The sequence below is a fragment of the Phytoactinopolyspora halotolerans genome (assembly GCF_010550675.1).
Lineage (GTDB): Bacteria > Actinomycetota > Actinomycetes > Jiangellales > Jiangellaceae > Phytoactinopolyspora > Phytoactinopolyspora halotolerans.
The window spans coordinates 155,193-171,922 of the sequence record NZ_JAAGOA010000011.1 but is presented as its reverse complement, the minus strand read 5'-3'; the positions used below and the strand labels follow the sequence as shown (position 1 = coordinate 171,922).

The following is a 16,730-nucleotide window of genomic DNA, read 5'->3' as shown; positions in this document are numbered from 1 at the left end:
AGATCTGACCATTCACTCGCGGCGCCCGATTGCACAATGCTCGGGCTGTGGGAGGATCCGCGTCTCGCTTAGCGTCGAGCTGTCCGGTGGCACTTCGCCACGTCCGCAGTCAAGCAACGGAGAACGACATGGATTCCACTGTCTCCCGCACGCCGGCCACCTCGGCGTCCGATACGTCCTTCCTGCCGCACGGACAGGTGATCACCCCAGACGACGCCGGCTACGACGATGCCCGCGCCGTCTGGAACGGCATGATCGACCGGCGCCCGGCCGTCATCGCGCGGTGCACCGATGCCGACGACGTGGCCGCGGCCCTCGCGCACGCCCGCGCCCACCGCCTGCCGGTCTCGGTACGCGGCGGCGGCCACAACGTCTCCGGCACTGCCGTGCGCGACGGAAGCCTCGTGGTCGACCTGTCGCCGATGCGAACCGTTGACGTGGATCCCGACCGCCGACGAGTGCGCGCCGACGGCGGCGCGCTTCTCGGCGAGGTCGACCGGGCCACCCAGGAGCACGGACTGGCCGTGCCGTTCGGGGTGTACAGCGAGACCGGCCTGGCCGGCCTCACACTCGGCGGCGGCCTGGGCTGGCTGCGGCGCGCCTATGGTGCCAGCTGCGACAACCTGGTCGCCGCCGATCTGGTCACCGCGTCCGGCGAGCGGGTGCGGGCCAGCGAGACCGAGAACCCGGGTCTGCTCTGGGGGCTGCGCGGCGGAGGCGGCGGCCTGGGCGTGGTGACCTCCTTCGAATTCCGCGCCTACCCAGTGGGGCCGGACGTCACGCTCGCGCTCGTGTTCCACCCATGGACGGACGCCGCGGCCGCAATGCGGAACTACCACGAGTGGAGCCAGAACGCCCCCGACGACGTGAGCTCGTTCGCCATCGTGTGGCACGCACCCGCCATCGACGACATTCCGGCGCAGTACCACCATCAGCCGGTGGTGACCTATGCCGCGGTGCACTCGGGTGATCCGGCACAGGCTCAGGCCGACCTGGCGCCGTTGCGCGACTTCGGCTCACCGATCGCCGATCTCACCGACGTCATGCCATACGTGGACGCCCAGAAGCTGTTCGACGAGGACTACCCGGCGCACGTCATGCGGTACTACTGGACGTCGCTCTATCTGACCGGCATGGATGACGAGGTGATCGATGCACTGCGGGAGCTCAACGAGGCCTGTCCGTCGCCGCATTCCACGCTCGACGTCTGGCAGCTCGGCGGTGCGTTCAGCCGGGTGGGGGCCGACGAGACCGCTCTGGGCGACCGGTCCGCGCCGTACCTGCTCGGTGTCGAGGCGAACTGGGAGGACGACGCGGATGACGAGGCGAACATCGCCTGGGCACGCAAGGTGCGAGACACCATGGAGCGCTTCTCCACCGGCGCGGAGTACCTCAACTTCCCCGGCTTCTACGAGGCCGGCGAACGCACCCTGCGCCGGATGTTCGGATCGAACTACGAGCGCCTCGCCGCGCTACGCAGAGCCTACGATCCGGACGGCCTGTTCAGCTCCGAGGGCCATATCCCGGCCTGAGACGGGAAACTCGACCGGATCACTCACGCCCCGCACGACGGCGTGGGGCTCGGGCGCCTCAGTTGGCTGTCTCCAAGAGTTCGGCGACCAGGAAGGCCAGTTCCAGAGACTGTGTGCGGTTCAGCCGGGGATCGCAGACCGTCTCGTACCGGCTGGACAGACCGTCCTCCGCGATCGGGTCTCCCCCGCCGACGCATTCGGTCACGTCGTCGCCGGTGAGTTCGATGTGCAGGCCGCCCGGGTGGGTGCCTTGGGCGGCGTGTACCTCGAAGAACCCGCGGACCTCGTCCATGACCTCGTCGAACTTACGGGTCTTGTGCCCGCTCGGCGCCTCGTACGTGTTGCCGTGCATCGGATCGCACACCCAGGACGCCACCAGGCCGCTGGCCGTCGCCTTCTGGATCAGCGGCGGCAGGGCATCCCGGATCTTGCCGGCGCCCATCCGGGTGACGAAGGTCAACCGGCCCGGCTCCCGCTCCGGGTCGAGTTTGTCCGCGAGCGCCATCAGGTCGTCCGGCGACGTCGTGGGGCCCACTTTCACCCCGATCGGGTTGCGGATCCGGGAGGCGAACTCCAGATGCGCGCCATCGAGCTGGCGGGTCCGCTCACCGATCCAGACGAAGTGCCCGGAGACGTCGTACGGCGCGCCGGTGCGGGCGTCCACCCGGGTCAACGCGGTCTCATACTCCAGGAGCAATGCCTCATGGCTGGAGTACAGCTCGACCGTGCGCAGATTCTCCGACTCGATGTCGATCGCCCGCATGAACCGCAGCGCCTGGTCGAGCCGCCCGGCAAGGCGCTCGTACCGCTGACCGGCGGGCGAGGTCCGGACGAAGTCCGTGTTCCAGGCGTGCACCTGATGCAGGTCGGCGAACCCACCGCCGACGAACGCGCGGGTGAGGTTCAGCGTCGCCGCCGAGGCGTGGTACGCCCGGACCAGCCGGCGTGGGTCCGGCACGCGCGCCGCCTCGGTGAACTCGAACCCGTTGACAATGTCACCGCGGAACGCCGGCAGCGTCACGTCGCCGCGCGTCTCCGTCGGCTTCGACCGGGGCTTGGCGTATTGACCGGCCAGCCGGCCCACCTTCACCACCGGCATCCCGGCGGCGTAGGTCAGCACGACCGCCATCTGTAGCAACGTCTTGAGCTTGTTTCGCACGTTGTCCGCGGTGACGCCGTCGAACGTCTCCGCGCAGTCGCCGCCCTGAAGCAGAAACGCCTCGCCGCGCGAGACGGCGGCGAGATGCTCACGCAGCTGGTCACATTCACCGGCGAACACCAGCGGCGGCATCGACCGCAGCTCGGCCACGGCCTCATCCACGGCCACAGGGTTCGGCCAGTCCGGCTGCTGCGCGGCCGGCAGGCTGCCCAGCGCGGCGGTCAGGTCGGCGAACAGCTCAGAATCCGCGTGCGAGGTCACGCGGCTAAGCGTATGTCCTCTCCTGTCACGAGGACGAAACATCCCACGCACTGGGACGATGCTTCGCGATGTTCCGCGGGCATCTCCGCGCTCCCTGGACCGTTTCCCTGGAGCTTCACCGGCGATGTTCCCGGAGCGCTTCCCTGAACGTTCCCCGGACGCTCCGCTGGCGCGATCCACCCTGCCCTGTACTAGGGTGAGGCGTCGGGCCAGGAGAGGTTCCGGCACACCGCGGGTTGCGGACCCGTCATGGGTCGAGACCTGAACAGCACGACGATGTGCGCGCCGGCGCCAGAGATTCGAGTGTGCGGAAGGGTTCTTCAGTCATGTCTGATCAGCCGATTCGTAAGGTCGCGATGCTCACCGCCGGAGGGCTGGCACCATGCCTCTCCTCTGCCGTCGGCGGACTGATCGAGCGCTACACCGAGATCGCCCCGGATGTCGAGATCATCGGCTACCTCGACGGCTACGCCGGCCTGCTCACCGGCCGGTCGATCACGGTCACGCCCGAGATCAGGGCGACCGCGCATCGCCTTCACCGCTTCGGCGGTAGCCCCATCGGCAACAGCCGGGTCAAGCTGACCAACGTCGAAGACGCGGTCAAGCGAGGTTTCGTCCAGGAGGGCCAGGACCCGCTACACGTCGCGGCGGAGCAGCTCACCCGAGACGGCGTCGACGTGCTGCACACCATCGGCGGCGACGACACCAACACCACTGCTGCCGACCTCGCCGCCTACCTGAAGTCCAACGGGCACGAGCTGACCGTGGTCGGTCTGCCCAAGACGGTGGACAACGACGTCGTCCCGGTCCGGCAGAGCCTCGGCGCCTGGACCGCCGCGGAGCAGGGCGCCCTGTTCGCCCGCAACGTCATCTCCGAGCACTCGTCCAACCCGCGCATGCTGGTCATCCACGAGGTCATGGGCCGCAACTGCGGCTGGCTCACCGCGGCCACCGCCCGCGCCTACCGGGGCTGGCTGGCCACCCAGGAGTGGGTACCCGAATTCGGCAACGATCCGCGCCGCTGGGACGTGCACGGCGTCTACGTGCCGGAACTCAAGCTCGACATCGAGGCCGAGGCCGGTCGGCTGCGTGCGGTGATGGACCAGATCGGCTGCGTGAACATCTTCCTGTCCGAGGGTGCCGGCGTCGAGCAGATCGTGGCCGAGCTGGAAGCGCGCGGCGAGGAGATCCCGCGTGATCCCTTCGGCCACGTCAAGCTGGACAAGATCAATCCCGGGCAGTGGTTCGCCAAGCAGTTCGCCGACCTCATCGGCGCGGAGAAGGTGAACGTGCAGAAGAGCGGCTACTTCGCCCGGTCCGCCGCCACCAATGCGGACGACCTGCGGCTGATCAAGAGCTGCACCGACTACGCGGTCGAGTGCGCGCTGCGTCGCGAGGACGGCCTGATCGGCCACGACGAGGAGCACGGCGGCCGGCTACGCGCGATCGAGTTCGACCGGGTCAAGGGCGGCAAGGCGTTCGACGCCTCCACCCCGTGGTTCGCCGACCTCCTCGCCGCGATCGACCAGCCGGTGCACTAGCCCGACGCACCTGCCCGGAGCGCACCTGCCCGGACACCGGCTTGTTGAGTGTCAGTGGCGTCACCGACCGGTTGAATGGGTCCGACGCGACACTGACACTCAACAAGCGGGGTCGGATCACCTGCCGGTGAGGAACTCCTCCAGCAGCGGCCCGGCGGTCTGCGAGCCCGACTCGCCGTCCTCGACGAAGACCGCGACGGCAAGATCTCCCTGGGCGGCGATCATCCACGCGTGCGTCCGCGGCGGTGTCTCGGTGCCGTACTCGGCCGTACCGGTCTTGGCCGCCACCGGGTCGCCCGGCACGTCCGCCAGGAACGACGCGCTGCCACCATCCACCGCGGCGCGCATCATCTCCTGCAGCTGGGCTGCCTCTCCGCTCTCCAGCGACGACGCACCGTCGCCACCATCGCCGTCGCCCTCGTCGCCGCCACCGGAACCACCGGGCACCTCGTCCAGCAGCCGCGGGGTGACCGTCTCACCGGCCGCGACCGACGCCGCGACGGTCGCCATTCCCAGCGGCGATGCCAGCACCTCGCCCTGGCCGATCATGGCGGCCGCGTGCGACGTGCCGTCCGCCTCGGCCGGAACGTCTCCGAGGAACGACGCGAACCCGAGGTCCTGCCCAGCGACCAGCCCGAGCGACGCCGCGGCGTCCGCGATCGCACCCTGCGAGGCGTCGTCCCGGGAGCTGATGAACGCCGTGTTGCACGACTCCGCGACCGCCGTTTCCAGCGGGATATCGCCGAGGGCGCTGTCCGGATAATCGCTGTAGTTGCCGAACTCCCGACCGTCCACGGTGATCGTGTTCGGGCACTCGACCGTGGTGTCCGGCGACATTCCCGAGCGCAGCAGCGCCAGTGACGTCGCCACCTTGAACGTCGACCCCGGGGCGTACTGGCCCAGCGTCGCGGTCGAGTATCCCCCGCCACCCGGGCCGCTCGCCGCCGCGAGGATGTTGCCCGAAGACGGCTGGACGGCGACGATGGCGCTGGCCGGTTCGACGTCGGCGAGCACGGACTCCGCCAGTGACTGCACGTCCAGATCCAGCGTGGTCACCAGGTTCGCGCCGGGTACCGGCTCGCTTTCATACAGCGGGGTGGGATCGCCTTCGGCCGGCACCAACTCGACGGTGATGCCCGGCGTTCCGCGCAGCGCGTCGTCGTACTGCTGCTGCAGCCCGGAGAGTCCGACGATGTCCCCGGCTTCGATCCGGCCCTCCGATTCCTCGACGATCTCGGCGGTCGCGTCGCCCACCGTGCCCAGGATGGGCCGGGCGAACTCCCGCGTCGGCGCCAGCGACATGGTGTCCGACAGCGCCACCGCGCCGTCGATCTCCGCGATGCCGTCCAGCAGCGGCTGCGCGTCCTCTTCCCGGAAGGTGATCGCTTCCACGAAGGCGCGTTCCCCCGCGGCGAGAACCTGATCGGCGAGGTTCTCGCCGTCCACGTCGATCAGATCGGCCAGCTCACGAGCGGCGTCGGCCATGGCGTCCTCGCCGGTACCGTCCTCGAATCGGGTCTTGTCGATCCCGATCCGGTAGACGTCCCGCTCGGTGACCAGCACCTCGCCGTCCGCGCCGAGGATGTCGCCGCGTTCTGAATCACTGCTGCGCGTACGGAGCCGGTCGCCGGGCTGTAGATCGGGGTGGATCAGTGCCGGAGACCACTCGACCTGCCACTGCTGCTCTTCACCTTCGCTGAGCGTGAGCAGCCCCGTTGTCGTGTACGCCCAGGCGCCGTCCGCACTCGCGCGATCCGAATCGGCGTCGTCCGAATCAGGGCTCTCGCCGGGCGTCTCCTCGGTATCGGTCGATTCGTCGCCGCCCGACTCGTCTTCGTCCGGTGTGGCGTCGTCGGCGGTCGAGGCGTCAGCGGCCTCGCCGTTGCCCGCGCCGATGTCCCATGACACGTCGAACGTCACCGACCAGGCGTCGTCGTCCTCGCCTTCAGGTACCAACGCGCGTACCTGCACCGAACGCGGCGTGTCGCCCATGCCCTCGGTGATCTCCTCGACCTGGGCCTGTGCGTCGGCCGCGTCCGCCCCGACCAGCGGAGCGCCGCTGAGATCTCCCGACGCCAGCGCCGCGGCCATCGCCTCGGCCGCCGGATCGGGATCCGGCGGATCGTCGCTGCAGGACACCAATGTCAGGACCGCGGCCGTGACGCCCGCTCCCACCAGGATCCGCCGGCGACTCCGCCGCTCGCGGATATGCGCCGTCATATTCTCCACCTATTCGTCCCCTTTGTACGCCGCCGACGAAGCGGAACAGCCTACCTCGCCGGGCTCCAGACTGATCCGGTCCGGATGCCAGACGGCAACGTCGTCCGCCGTCACCCGGGCCAGCACGCACGACCGGCCACGGCCGACCGCCAGCCCGATCACCTCGTCTATGGTTTCCACCCAGTCATCTCCTGCAAGAACGTCATCGCTGCTCAGTATCCCGGCCGGGTCTGCGCCCGGCTCGTCCAGGGCATCGTCGACCGCCTCCGTGTAGGCCGACCGGACAGCCGCTACCACCGTTTCCGGCACACGCCGCTCCGCATCGGACAGAGAGGTGAGCGACTCGGACAGCACGTCACCGAAGCCGTCCGGAAGCTCCGGCACAACCGGCGGCGGGCCTAGTTCGATGACGTCGACCTCCGGGCACTCCTCCAGACGGTCCGGCTTGTAGTCCTCCATGCCGGTGAAGGTCCATCGGTAACACGCACTGATCTCGTACTCCTCGTACTGCCCCGATATCCAACCGATGCGCTCCTGTCGCTGCTGCCGTATGCGCAACACGACCGCCGGAGCGACAGTATCCGGCGGATCTGACAACTCAAGCGTCTCGACGTCAGGGCCGGGTCCGTCGACCCGTCGTGCATACGCCGCGGGATCCGGCCGACGGTTACGGATCATCACCAAGCCGAGCTCCTCCGCGTAGGCGTCGAGCGCGGCCACATCGTCCAGGTCACGCGAACCGGCCACCGATGAACGTTCGCCGGCCAGGTGCATGATCACGAACACCACCGCGGCGGCGATGATCGTCGACACCACCAGCGTCCCTATGATCCACACACGTGCCGTTCGACCCACGGCCATGGAGCCAACCACGCGGCGCCGGAGCCGTCCAATATGGATATCGGTCGCCAACGTGCACGTATCGGATATCGTTGCTGCTCGTGGACCTGGTTCGGCACCTAGAGTACTTCACGACGATTGCGCATGAGCGACATTTCGGACGTGCCGCGGAACGTCTCGGCATCCGGCAACCACCGCTGTCGCAAGGGCTCAAGCGGCTCGAGGCGGAGCTCGGACTGCGGCTGTGTGAGCGGGACAGCCGCGGGGTGACGCTCACCGACGCCGGACTGGCGCTACTACCGGCGGCGCATCGGGTGCTCGACGAGGTCGAGCAGCTTCGCCTACTCGCCCGCCGCCGCGAGGAGCCGGCCCGGGCACGCGTCACCGTGCGGATCGCGCCCGGGCTGGGTGGCGCCCATTACTCGGCGCTGGTCGCGGCGTGCCACCGGGTGGTTCCGGGGGCCGACGTCGACATCGACGAGCAGTCGACCGCGGACCAGATCGGCGACCTGCATGAAGGCCGGGCGGACATCGGCGTGCTGCGCGAACCCGTCGTCGCGCGTGGGCTCACCATCGGGCCGCAGATCGGCGTCGTCGTGAACTGCCTGCTGCCCGCCGTACACCCGGCGGCCCATAGCGGACGTGTGCGGCTCCGTGATCTCTCCGGTCACCACCTGGTGCTCCCGCCGCGTCAGCATGCGCCGGCGGCACACGACGACGTGGTCGCCACCTGTGAGCGGCACGGCTTCCTGCCCGAGTCGGTGGCGGAGGTCGCGGACGAGCGCTTGGTCCGTGGCCTGGTCGCCGCAGGAACACATGTCGCCTTCACCACCGATCCTCCACGGGCCGACGGCGACAGCGTGGTCGTCGCTCTCGATGGCGAACCGCTGAGTCTTCTTCTCCGCATCGCATGGCGAGGCGACCTGAGCGAGCCGCTCGCCGATCTGCCGAAGGCGATCGTCCGCGCGCTGTCCCGGCAGACGGATTCGGCCATCGCCAGCGCCGGCATCAGCGCCGGCACCAGCACCGGCACCAGGGCCAGCGCGGAGGATGCGAGCCCGGCGATGCGTCGGCCACGCGCGGTGTCCGAACTCCCGGCAGCCGACGCATGACCGCCGCCGAACGAAAGATCCAGCAGTGTTTCGACGATGCCGGCGTCTTCGGTCACCTGCACGCAGTCGCGCTGCACGACCGCCACCGCGAGATCGGCGTCCTCCCGGATGAGCCGGTGGTGTTGGCGTCGGTGTTCAAACTCCCGCTGATGATCGCGTTCGCTCAGATGGTCGACGCGGGAGAGCTCGATCCCACGGAGCTGACCACATTGACCCCGGACGTGCGCAGCCCAGGGCCGACCGGGTTCGCCGCCATGGCCGATCCGGTGACCGTCTCGTGGCGCGACATCGCCCGCTCGATGATGACCGTGAGCGACAACACCGCTGCCGATGCCCTGCTCAGCGTCGTCGGCCTGGAACGTGTGCGGACCGCGCTGGCGGGACTCGGCGCCCGGTCGACCCGCGTCGTCGGTGGTATCCGGGATCTGTACGACGCCCTGCAGAAGGATTTCGGGAGCACCTCACTCGCCGATGCCATCCGGCACCTGCAGACCGTCACCTCGCCGGCGGAGTTCGCCGGCTTCGACCCGGCCAACCCGCACAACAACGTGGGCACCTGTCGCGACATGTTGCTCCTGCTGGAGGCCGTCTGGCAGGACCGGGCGGCCTCGGCCGAGCAATGCGCCTTCATCCGCGGCGTCATGGCCCAGCAGGTCTGGACGCAGCGGCTGTCGGCCGGTTTCCCGTTCGACGACGTCGTCGTCTCCGGGAAGACCGGAACCTTCGTCGCGTTGCGGCACGAGGCCGGCGTCGTCGAGTATCCGAACGGCGAGTCCTACGCGGTCGCCGTGTTCACGCTCTCCACGCGGGTGCGTCTCGTACTACCGGCCGCAGATGCGGCGATCGCTCAGGCGGCCAGGCTGGCCGTCGCGGCTCTGCGCTGACCAGCGGTGTGCGCGGGTGTGATCGAAGGCGCACGGCGAGGATCCGGATCGCCGCCGGCGAGGTAAGCTCGATGGTCGTGAGCGGGATGGTCACCAGCAGGCACGGTCGGCGGCTGTGGCGCTTCGCGCTGCTCGCATTCGTCATGCTTGCCGTGGTGGCGATGCACCACGTCTCCGCCCCGAACCGTGCCGAGCAGCACGGCGCCACGACCACCACTGCCACCATCACGGATACGGCCGTCGACGGCGCTGGCACTGCCGACGTGGTCGACGCTGGCGCTGCCACCTTCGACACCGGCGGCCACGGACTGCACATCCCGGTCGCCGACGACGCGGGGTCCGGTCCGACGGAGCACAGCCCGGCGCACCATCTGCTGAACATGTGCCTGGCGGTGCTGATGGCGGCGGCGCTGGTGGGCGGTCTCTGGCTGCTCCTGGCGCGGATCTCGGTGATGGTATCGCCGCTCCGCAGAGGTACAGCGCCACCGGCCGTCCACGCCCGTCCGCCACGAAGACGGCATGGGTTCGCGCTGCTGTTGTCTCTCTGTGTGATCCGCGTGTAGAGCCGTCGGTTCCGAACTGCCCGGCAGCTCTGAACCGGCCATCGCACGCTCAAGTGATCACACCATCGGAGTAACTACAGAGAGACGATGCACGCAATGCCAACCACTTCCTTTTCTTTCCTCAGCAGGGTGGCCTCCGTGGCCGCCGTCGCAGTTCTCGCCGGCGGTGCGCTGGTCGCATGCTCCGACGACGACGCCGGTGACGCCGACGCGCGCACGAGCGCGGACACCGGCCACAACGCGGCCGACGTCGCCTTCACCCAAGAGATGATCCCGCACCACGCACAGGCGGTCGAGATGTCGGCGCTCGCCGCCGATCGTGCCGAATCCGCAGAGGTCAAGTCACTGGCGGAGGACATCGAGGCGGCCCAGCAGCCGGAGATCGACCTGATGTCGGAGATGCTCCGGGCCTGGGGCGAAGACGTGCCAGACACCAACGCTGCCGGACACGAAGGCCACGGCTCCGGTGAGATGCCGGGCATGATGAGCGACCAGGAGATGACCGAGCTCGGCAGCGCTACCGGCGCCGAGTTCGACCGGATGTGGCTCACCATGATGATCGCGCACCATGAGGGCGCGATCACCATGTCCGAAGAGGTCCTCGCGAACGGCTCGGACGCCGAGGTGAGCGAGCTGGCAGATGAGATCATCGAAGTCCAGCAGGCAGAGATCGCCACGATGCGACAGCTGCTCGGTGATGACGCCCCCGCAGACGATGAGTCCGCCGACGATCAATCCGCGGACGGGCACGACCACGCGGACGACGAGTCCGACGCCGACGACCAAGCCGGTGCGGCCTTCGGGCACATCCACGGCCTCGGTGTCGTCGACGGCGTCCTGCACGTGGCCACGCATTACGGCCTGTTCTCCGTGGACAGCGGCGGGGTCAGCATGACCAGCGAAGACGATCACGACTTCATGGGATTCACGGTCGCCGACGACGGCTCGTTCCTGGCCAGCGGCCATCCGAACAGCCGCACCGATCTTCCGGGGCACCTCGGCCTGCTGGGCAGCAGTGACGGCGGACAGACCTGGGATCAGATCGCCCTCACCGGTGAGGTTGATTTCCACGCGCTGGACGCGAAGGACGGCGTCGTGGTGGGCTACGACAGCGGCACCGCACAGCTGATGCGCAGCGACGACCGGGAGAACTGGGAGCAGCTCGGCCAGTACGCCATCGCCGACGTCACAATCAGCCCGGACGACACCGACACGCTCCTCATCACAGCAGAGTCCGGGCCGATGGTCAGTACGGACGGCGGCGGTTCCTTCGCCGGGATCGACGGCGCACCCGTGCTGATGTTCGTCGATTGGCCACGCTCGGGCGAGCTGTACGGGATCAGCCCGGATGGCACCGTGCACCGCAGCTCCGACGGAGGAACGACCTGGGAGGCCGGGGCCGAGCTCGGTGATCGGCCGCAGGCGCTGACGGTCGCCCCGGACGGTTCGATATACGTGGCGTTGCCGGTGTCGATCGTGGTCTCCGATGACCAGGGTGCCTCGTTCGACGAGCATTACGCCTGGACCGCCGACTAGGAAACGTCCCGGGCATCCTTCGACAACCGCCACACGACGGCGCCTCCGCGCCCGCCCGGTCAGTTCGTGGAGGCGCCGTCAGACGGCGATGATCGTCGCGTCGTCCGTGAGTACTGGCCCAGAGCACACTGGGCGTCAGGACGGCTTCCAGGTCGAGAGGTCCGACGGCGGGATGCTGCCGTCCAGACCGAAACGCTTATCGAAGCGTCCTCCGTCTTCAACGTGGAACAATCGTGTGCGCCGCCCAGTGGCACCACCGATGAACCGGCGAGTGGGCATCTCACCTGAACATGTCCGTCCAAGGCGAGGGGTTGACGACGCGGCCAGTTGCCCTTACCGTCTCCGAAAAGCTTTTCGTTCCTTTCGTCACCGTGCCCTGCCTCCACGGCCGGCACGATGGAGGTGTTCCAGTGGCAATGAAAGGCCCACGGAAGAAGACGATCCCAACCAGGTTCCCCACCGCGTCGCCCACCGCGTCCCTCACCAGCTCCCTCACCAGCTCCCTCACCAGCTCCCTCACCAGCTCCCTCACCAGCTCACTAGCCAAGTCACTCTCACTTCTCCCTCCGCGATCCTTCACCAGACGTCTCCCCCTTCTGCTGACCAGATCCCTCACCGTTGCCGCTTCCGCGCTGCTGCTCGCAGCCACCCTGAGCGTCGCGCCCCAGCTCGCGCACGCAGAGCAGACAATCGGCTATCCCACGTTCGCGGGCCCTGAAGACCCGGTCCCGCCGGAGCCGGCCGAATACACCGTCGACGGCATGATGCAGGCCATCTACGACGCGGAGAAGGACGGCACCGACTTCTGGATGGACCGGTTGCTGGCCCGAGCCGGCGACGACCCGGCCGGTAACCAATGGCTGATGACCCGTGGCCGGGCGCTGCTGATGCGCACGCACCAGCCCGGCGTCATCGGATTCGGCGGCCAGATGGCGTACTACGACCCCTATTTCGACCGGCTCAGCGGCGAGGACGGCTACACCGTCACCATCGGCGACGGCGACTTCTCCGAACAAGTCGACCAGCGACGGCAGACACCCAGCCATTGGCACAGCGTGCACGCCAGCGACGCGCAGAACCTCACGGCTGACGTGCACAAGTTCATCACGCACAACAACGTCGCCGTGGCCAACATCGCGATCACCAACGACGCCGACACGGTCCAGACGGTTCCCATCGCGGTCGACTCGCCGTTCGTCTGGACACCCGACGGCGACGAGCTCACCGGTGTGTTGGACGTGATGAACTCTCGGCGTGAGCCGCTCACCACCATCTTCCCTCGGCTGTCCGGTACGGGCTTATCTCCTGACGACAGCCGCTCGCCTGACGACAGCCCCACCGACGGCGAGGGCCGGCTCACCGGCGAGGTCACGCTGGAGCCCGGCGAGACCACCACGGTGAAAGTCCAGCTCGGCGTCGTCGCCGACGAGATCGCCGAGTCGGAATCGGAGTACGAGCAGTACCGCGACCTCTCCCCCGACGAGGCGTTCGCCACCCATGTCCAGGCCTACAACACATGGTGGGCCGACAACGTCCCCTATATCGACGTCCCCGATGAAGCCATCGAGAAGTACATCTACTACCGCTGGTGGCTGATGCGGTTCAACTACGTCGACGCGGACATCCCCGGCAACGACTTCCAGTTCCCCACGTCGATCGAAGGCGTGCTCGGCTACAACAACGCGATCGCCCTGACCGTCCCGATGTTCGTCGACGAGCTGAAATACCTGCGCGACCCGGCCTACTCGTATGGACCGTGGGTCTCCACCGGTGAGAGCTCTCAGGGCGGCAGGTTCCGCGACAATCCGGGCGATCCGGAGAACTGGTCGAACTCGTACACGCAGTACATATCCGAGGCGGCGCTGCGCAGCTACCAGATCCACGGCGGGCCGAGCGCCGTCGTCGAGAACCTTGCCCGCTACGCCGAGGGCGACGTCCGCGGTCAGCTCGACACCTACGACACCGACGACAATTGGCTGATCGAGTACGACTGGGGCGCCATGACCGGCAATGACGCCGACGCGGTCTCGTTCCACTGGCGCAATGGCAACCTCGATCGCGCCGAGTCCGCCTACCAGTACAGCGGAGCGCTCGCCGCTGCCGAGGCGTACGCGATGCTCGGCGACGACGCCAAGGCGGCCGAGATGCGTGCCATCGCCGACAACATCGGGCAGGCGTTCCTGGACGTGCTGTGGAATCCGGAGCGTCAACTCTTCGAACACGTCCACGTGGCCAGCGGCGACCACGTGCCGTGGAAGGAGATCAACAACTACTACCCGTTCTCCGTCGGCGCGATCCCGAACGAGGAGCCCTACATCGATGCGCTGCGCCTGTTCGACGACCCGGAGGAGTACCCGCTCTTCCCGTTCTTCACCGCCAACCAGCGGGACAAGGCCGAGGCCGCTGAGCAAGGCGAACCCGGCTCCAACAACTTCTCGCAGATCAACTCCACGGTGCAGTTCCGGCTGTTCTCGTCCGTGCTGCGCAACTACGACCAGGACTACATCACCGCCGAGGACTACAAGAAGCTGCTCTACTGGAACGCCTGGGCCGGCTACATCGGCGGCAACACCGCCTGGCCGGATTCGAACGAGTTCTGGGCCAACTGGAACCCGGATACGCAACAGATCGACTACCGGTCCTGGATCCACCACACCATCCTCGGCAGCAGCAACTGGACCGTCATCGAGGACGCGATGGGGCTGCGCCCGCGCAGCGACACCAAGATCGAGCTCTCGCCCATCGACGTGGACTGGGATCACTTCACCGTCAACCACCTGCGCTACCGCGACGCCGACCTCACCATCGTCTGGGACGATCCGTCCGATGGCGAGTCGCACTACCCCGGCGTGCCCGAGGGGTACTCGGCGTACGTCAACGGTGAGCGTGCTTTCACCGTCGACAGCCTGACCGCCGCCGTCTGGAATCCGGAGACCGGTGAGGTCGAGTTGCCGGGTGGCGACGGCGAGATCCTATATGCCGCCGCCATGCCTGGGTTGTCCGCACCGCAGGACGTGCAGTTCGACGCCGACGACCGCGTCGTCGACGTGATGGCCAAGGCGGGCGCCGACGTGACCGGGACCGGCGACGCGGCGAACCTGGCCGAAGGCGCCGATGTGACGGCGTCGTTCAGCGAGGACGGCTTCGGGCCCGCCGGTGCCGTCGACGGCGCCACGATCAACCTGCCGTATTGGAGTACTCGCGGTTCGTCTGAGGATCAGGACTGGTACGAGCTCGATTTCGGCGAGCCGACGACGTTCGACGACGTCAGGCTCTATTTCTACCGGGATCGCGTCGCTCCTGGTGGCCAGGGTGGTACAGCCCTGAGGGAGCCGTCGTCGTACCAGATCCAGTATCACGACGGTGACAGCTGGTTCACCGTGGCGGACCAAGCGAAGACACCGGCCATCCCGCGGGCCAACTACAACCGTGTCCGGTTCCCCGAGGTCACCTCGGACCGGATGCGGGTGCTGCTGAACCACCAGAGTGGCCATCGCACCGGGCTGAAGGAGGCGATGGTCTTCGGCACCGGAGTCCAGCCTCCGACACCGGAGAACATGGCCCCGTACGTGCTGGCCCGCGAGGATCACAGCTTCCAGCAGGGTTCGCAGGCCCGACTGATAGGGACGGTGAAGGACGATGGTCTGCCCGTCGACGGCACACTATCGAGCTCCTGGGCGAAGGCCGACGGTCCCGGAACCGTCATCTTCGACGACGCGAGCAGTGCGCGCATCGTCGCGACGTTCACCGAGCCCGGCACGTACACGCTCGAGCTCACGGCCGACGACGGCGAGCTGAGCGAGTCGTCGTCGGTGACCGTGCATGTTTCGGCCGCGGGCGACCAGGTCAACGTCGCCGCAGACGCCGACGTGTCGTGCTCATACACGTCACCGTGGGAGAGTTGTGCCGCCGTCAACGACGGCATCGACCCGCCGCAGTCCAATGACTCCTCCAATCCGCGGTGGGGTACGTGGCCGGAGACAGGCGAGCACTGGGTCGAACTGACCTGGGACGACCCGGTCCGGGTCGACGCATCGGACATGTACTTCTTCGCCGACGTTCCGGCCGGTGGCAGTGGCGGCGTGCAGACCCCGGCGAGCTGGGCGATGCAGTACTGGACCGGTGACGAGTGGGTCGACGTCCCGGGCGCGAGCGGTTATGAGGTCGCAGCCGACCAGTACAACTCCACGACATTCGACACCGTCAGCACCACACGCCTACGGGCCACGCTGCAGAGCCGGCCGGAGGCGGGCGGCGTCGGGGTTCTGGAGTGGAAGGTCTACGCCGAGGCGCCGGAGTCGATCCGCGAGCTGCACGTGCCGACGCTTGAAGGACATGTGCCGGACTTCCCCGAGACGGTGACCGCGGTCCACCGCGACGGCAGCCGAGCCGAGTTGCCCGTCGTGTGGCCGCCCATCGAACCGGAGCAAGTGGCGACCGGCGGCACCAGTTTCGAGGTGACCGGCGTCGTGCAGGGGGCGGCGCTGCCCGCGACCGCCACGGTTTACGTGCGTTTCACCGACGCAGTCGAGATCACCTCCCTGGCCGAGGAGGAGGTCATGACGCTCGCCGGAGTCGCCCCACAGCTGCCGCCGACCGTCACCGCCACCTTCAACGACGGCTCCCGCGACAACGTCTCGACAACAGTGAACTGGGAGGATGTCGATCCTGGGCAGTACGCGGAGCCGGGCACGTTCACCGTGACCGGGCAGGTGGCCGGAACAAGCATCCAGGCGACCGCCACGGTCGTGGTGCTTGACGGCACCCCGCCAGAGGATGCCTGTCCAGACGGCTACTCCCCGGACGAGACTGTGACGTTCGGTACGGATTCCGTCCAGGACTCCGGCGTGCCCAACCGTGACCGGGGTGACGGCTGTACGTTCCTCGATGTGGTCTGGGCGGAAGCGCCGTTCGAGAGTCATGGACAGTTCGTCCGGGTCGTCGACGGAGTCGCCGCCGAGTGGCGGGAAGCGGGACACTACACCGCCCGCGAGATACGCGATATCCGCATCGCAGCCGCGAGATCTGACGTCGACTGATCTCACGACGCTCCCGAGGCACGCTCTGTGGGGCCCGCTCTGA

General features: G+C 68.0%; 11 protein-coding genes. 7 read left to right on the top strand and 4 right to left on the bottom strand.

What is annotated here, in order from left to right:
* The first annotated feature begins 128 nt into the window (after positions 1 to 128).
* The gene (locus G1H10_RS16760) at positions 129 to 1,532 is read left to right on the top strand and encodes an FAD-binding oxidoreductase (RefSeq protein ID WP_163739819.1); all 1,404 of its coding nucleotides are present in this window, start codon (positions 129 to 131) and stop codon (positions 1,530 to 1,532) included.
* Positions 1,533 to 1,590: 58 nt separating this feature from the next.
* Here G1H10_RS16760 and G1H10_RS16755 read toward each other — a convergent pair whose 3' ends face one another.
* A complete protein-coding gene (locus G1H10_RS16755) occupies positions 1,591 to 2,952 on the bottom strand; it encodes a class II 3-deoxy-7-phosphoheptulonate synthase (protein WP_312856596.1) in 1,362 nt (453 codons plus the stop codon).
* A gap of 326 nt (positions 2,953 to 3,278) precedes the next feature.
* Here G1H10_RS16755 and G1H10_RS16750 point away from each other — a divergent pair, with 326 nt between their 5' ends.
* Positions 3,279 to 4,493 carry a pyrophosphate--fructose-6-phosphate 1-phosphotransferase gene (locus G1H10_RS16750; RefSeq protein ID WP_163739815.1) on the top strand — a complete coding sequence of 405 codons (1,215 nt, stop codon included), beginning with the start codon at positions 3,279 to 3,281 and terminating at the stop codon, positions 4,491 to 4,493.
* A 117-nt stretch (positions 4,494 to 4,610) separates the two neighbouring features.
* Here G1H10_RS16750 and G1H10_RS16745 read toward each other — a convergent pair whose 3' ends face one another.
* Both G1H10_RS16745 and G1H10_RS16740 read right to left on the bottom strand, forming a co-directional pair.
* The gene (locus G1H10_RS16745) at positions 4,611 to 6,713 is read right to left on the bottom strand and encodes a penicillin-binding transpeptidase domain-containing protein (RefSeq protein ID WP_163739813.1); all 2,103 of its coding nucleotides are present in this window, start codon (positions 6,711 to 6,713) and stop codon (positions 4,611 to 4,613) included.
* A gap of 9 nt (positions 6,714 to 6,722) precedes the next feature.
* Positions 6,723 to 7,574, bottom strand: coding sequence for a hypothetical protein (locus tag G1H10_RS16740; protein WP_163739811.1), 852 nt, complete (start codon positions 7,572 to 7,574; stop codon positions 6,723 to 6,725).
* Positions 7,575 to 7,654: 80 nt separating this feature from the next.
* Here G1H10_RS16740 and G1H10_RS16735 point away from each other — a divergent pair, with 80 nt between their 5' ends.
* The 4 genes from G1H10_RS16735 (at position 7,655) to G1H10_RS32425 (ending at position 11,648) form a co-directional block, all read left to right on the top strand.
* The gene (locus tag G1H10_RS16735) at positions 7,655 to 8,665 is read left to right on the top strand and encodes a LysR family transcriptional regulator (protein WP_163739809.1); all 1,011 of its coding nucleotides are present in this window, start codon (positions 7,655 to 7,657) and stop codon (positions 8,663 to 8,665) included.
* Complete coding sequence (locus G1H10_RS16730; RefSeq protein WP_163739807.1) at positions 8,662 to 9,549, top strand: serine hydrolase; 888 nt, start codon at positions 8,662 to 8,664, stop codon at positions 9,547 to 9,549. Before G1H10_RS16735 ends, G1H10_RS16730 begins: the two co-directional genes overlap by 4 nt.
* A 77-nt stretch (positions 9,550 to 9,626) precedes the next feature.
* Positions 9,627 to 10,112: a hypothetical protein gene (locus G1H10_RS16725; RefSeq protein ID WP_163739805.1), complete on the top strand. Its 486-nt coding sequence runs from the start codon at positions 9,627 to 9,629 to the stop codon at positions 10,110 to 10,112.
* Between the two features lie 138 nt (positions 10,113 to 10,250).
* Complete coding sequence (locus G1H10_RS32425; RefSeq protein ID WP_216853351.1) at positions 10,251 to 11,648, top strand: F510_1955 family glycosylhydrolase; 1,398 nt, start codon at positions 10,251 to 10,253, stop codon at positions 11,646 to 11,648.
* A gap of 280 nt (positions 11,649 to 11,928) precedes the next feature.
* Here the strand turns inward: G1H10_RS32425 and G1H10_RS32420 are convergent, their stop codons facing one another.
* Positions 11,929 to 12,264 (bottom strand): hypothetical protein, encoded by a 336-nt coding sequence (locus G1H10_RS32420; protein WP_216853350.1) that lies wholly within the window; start codon positions 12,262 to 12,264, stop codon positions 11,929 to 11,931.
* 145 nt (positions 12,265 to 12,409) lie between these two features.
* Between G1H10_RS32420 and G1H10_RS16715 the strand changes: the two genes are divergently transcribed.
* Complete coding sequence (locus tag G1H10_RS16715) at positions 12,410 to 16,687, top strand: Ig-like domain-containing protein (protein ID WP_216853349.1); 4,278 nt, start codon at positions 12,410 to 12,412, stop codon at positions 16,685 to 16,687.
* Positions 16,688 to 16,730: the final 43 nt, after the last annotated feature.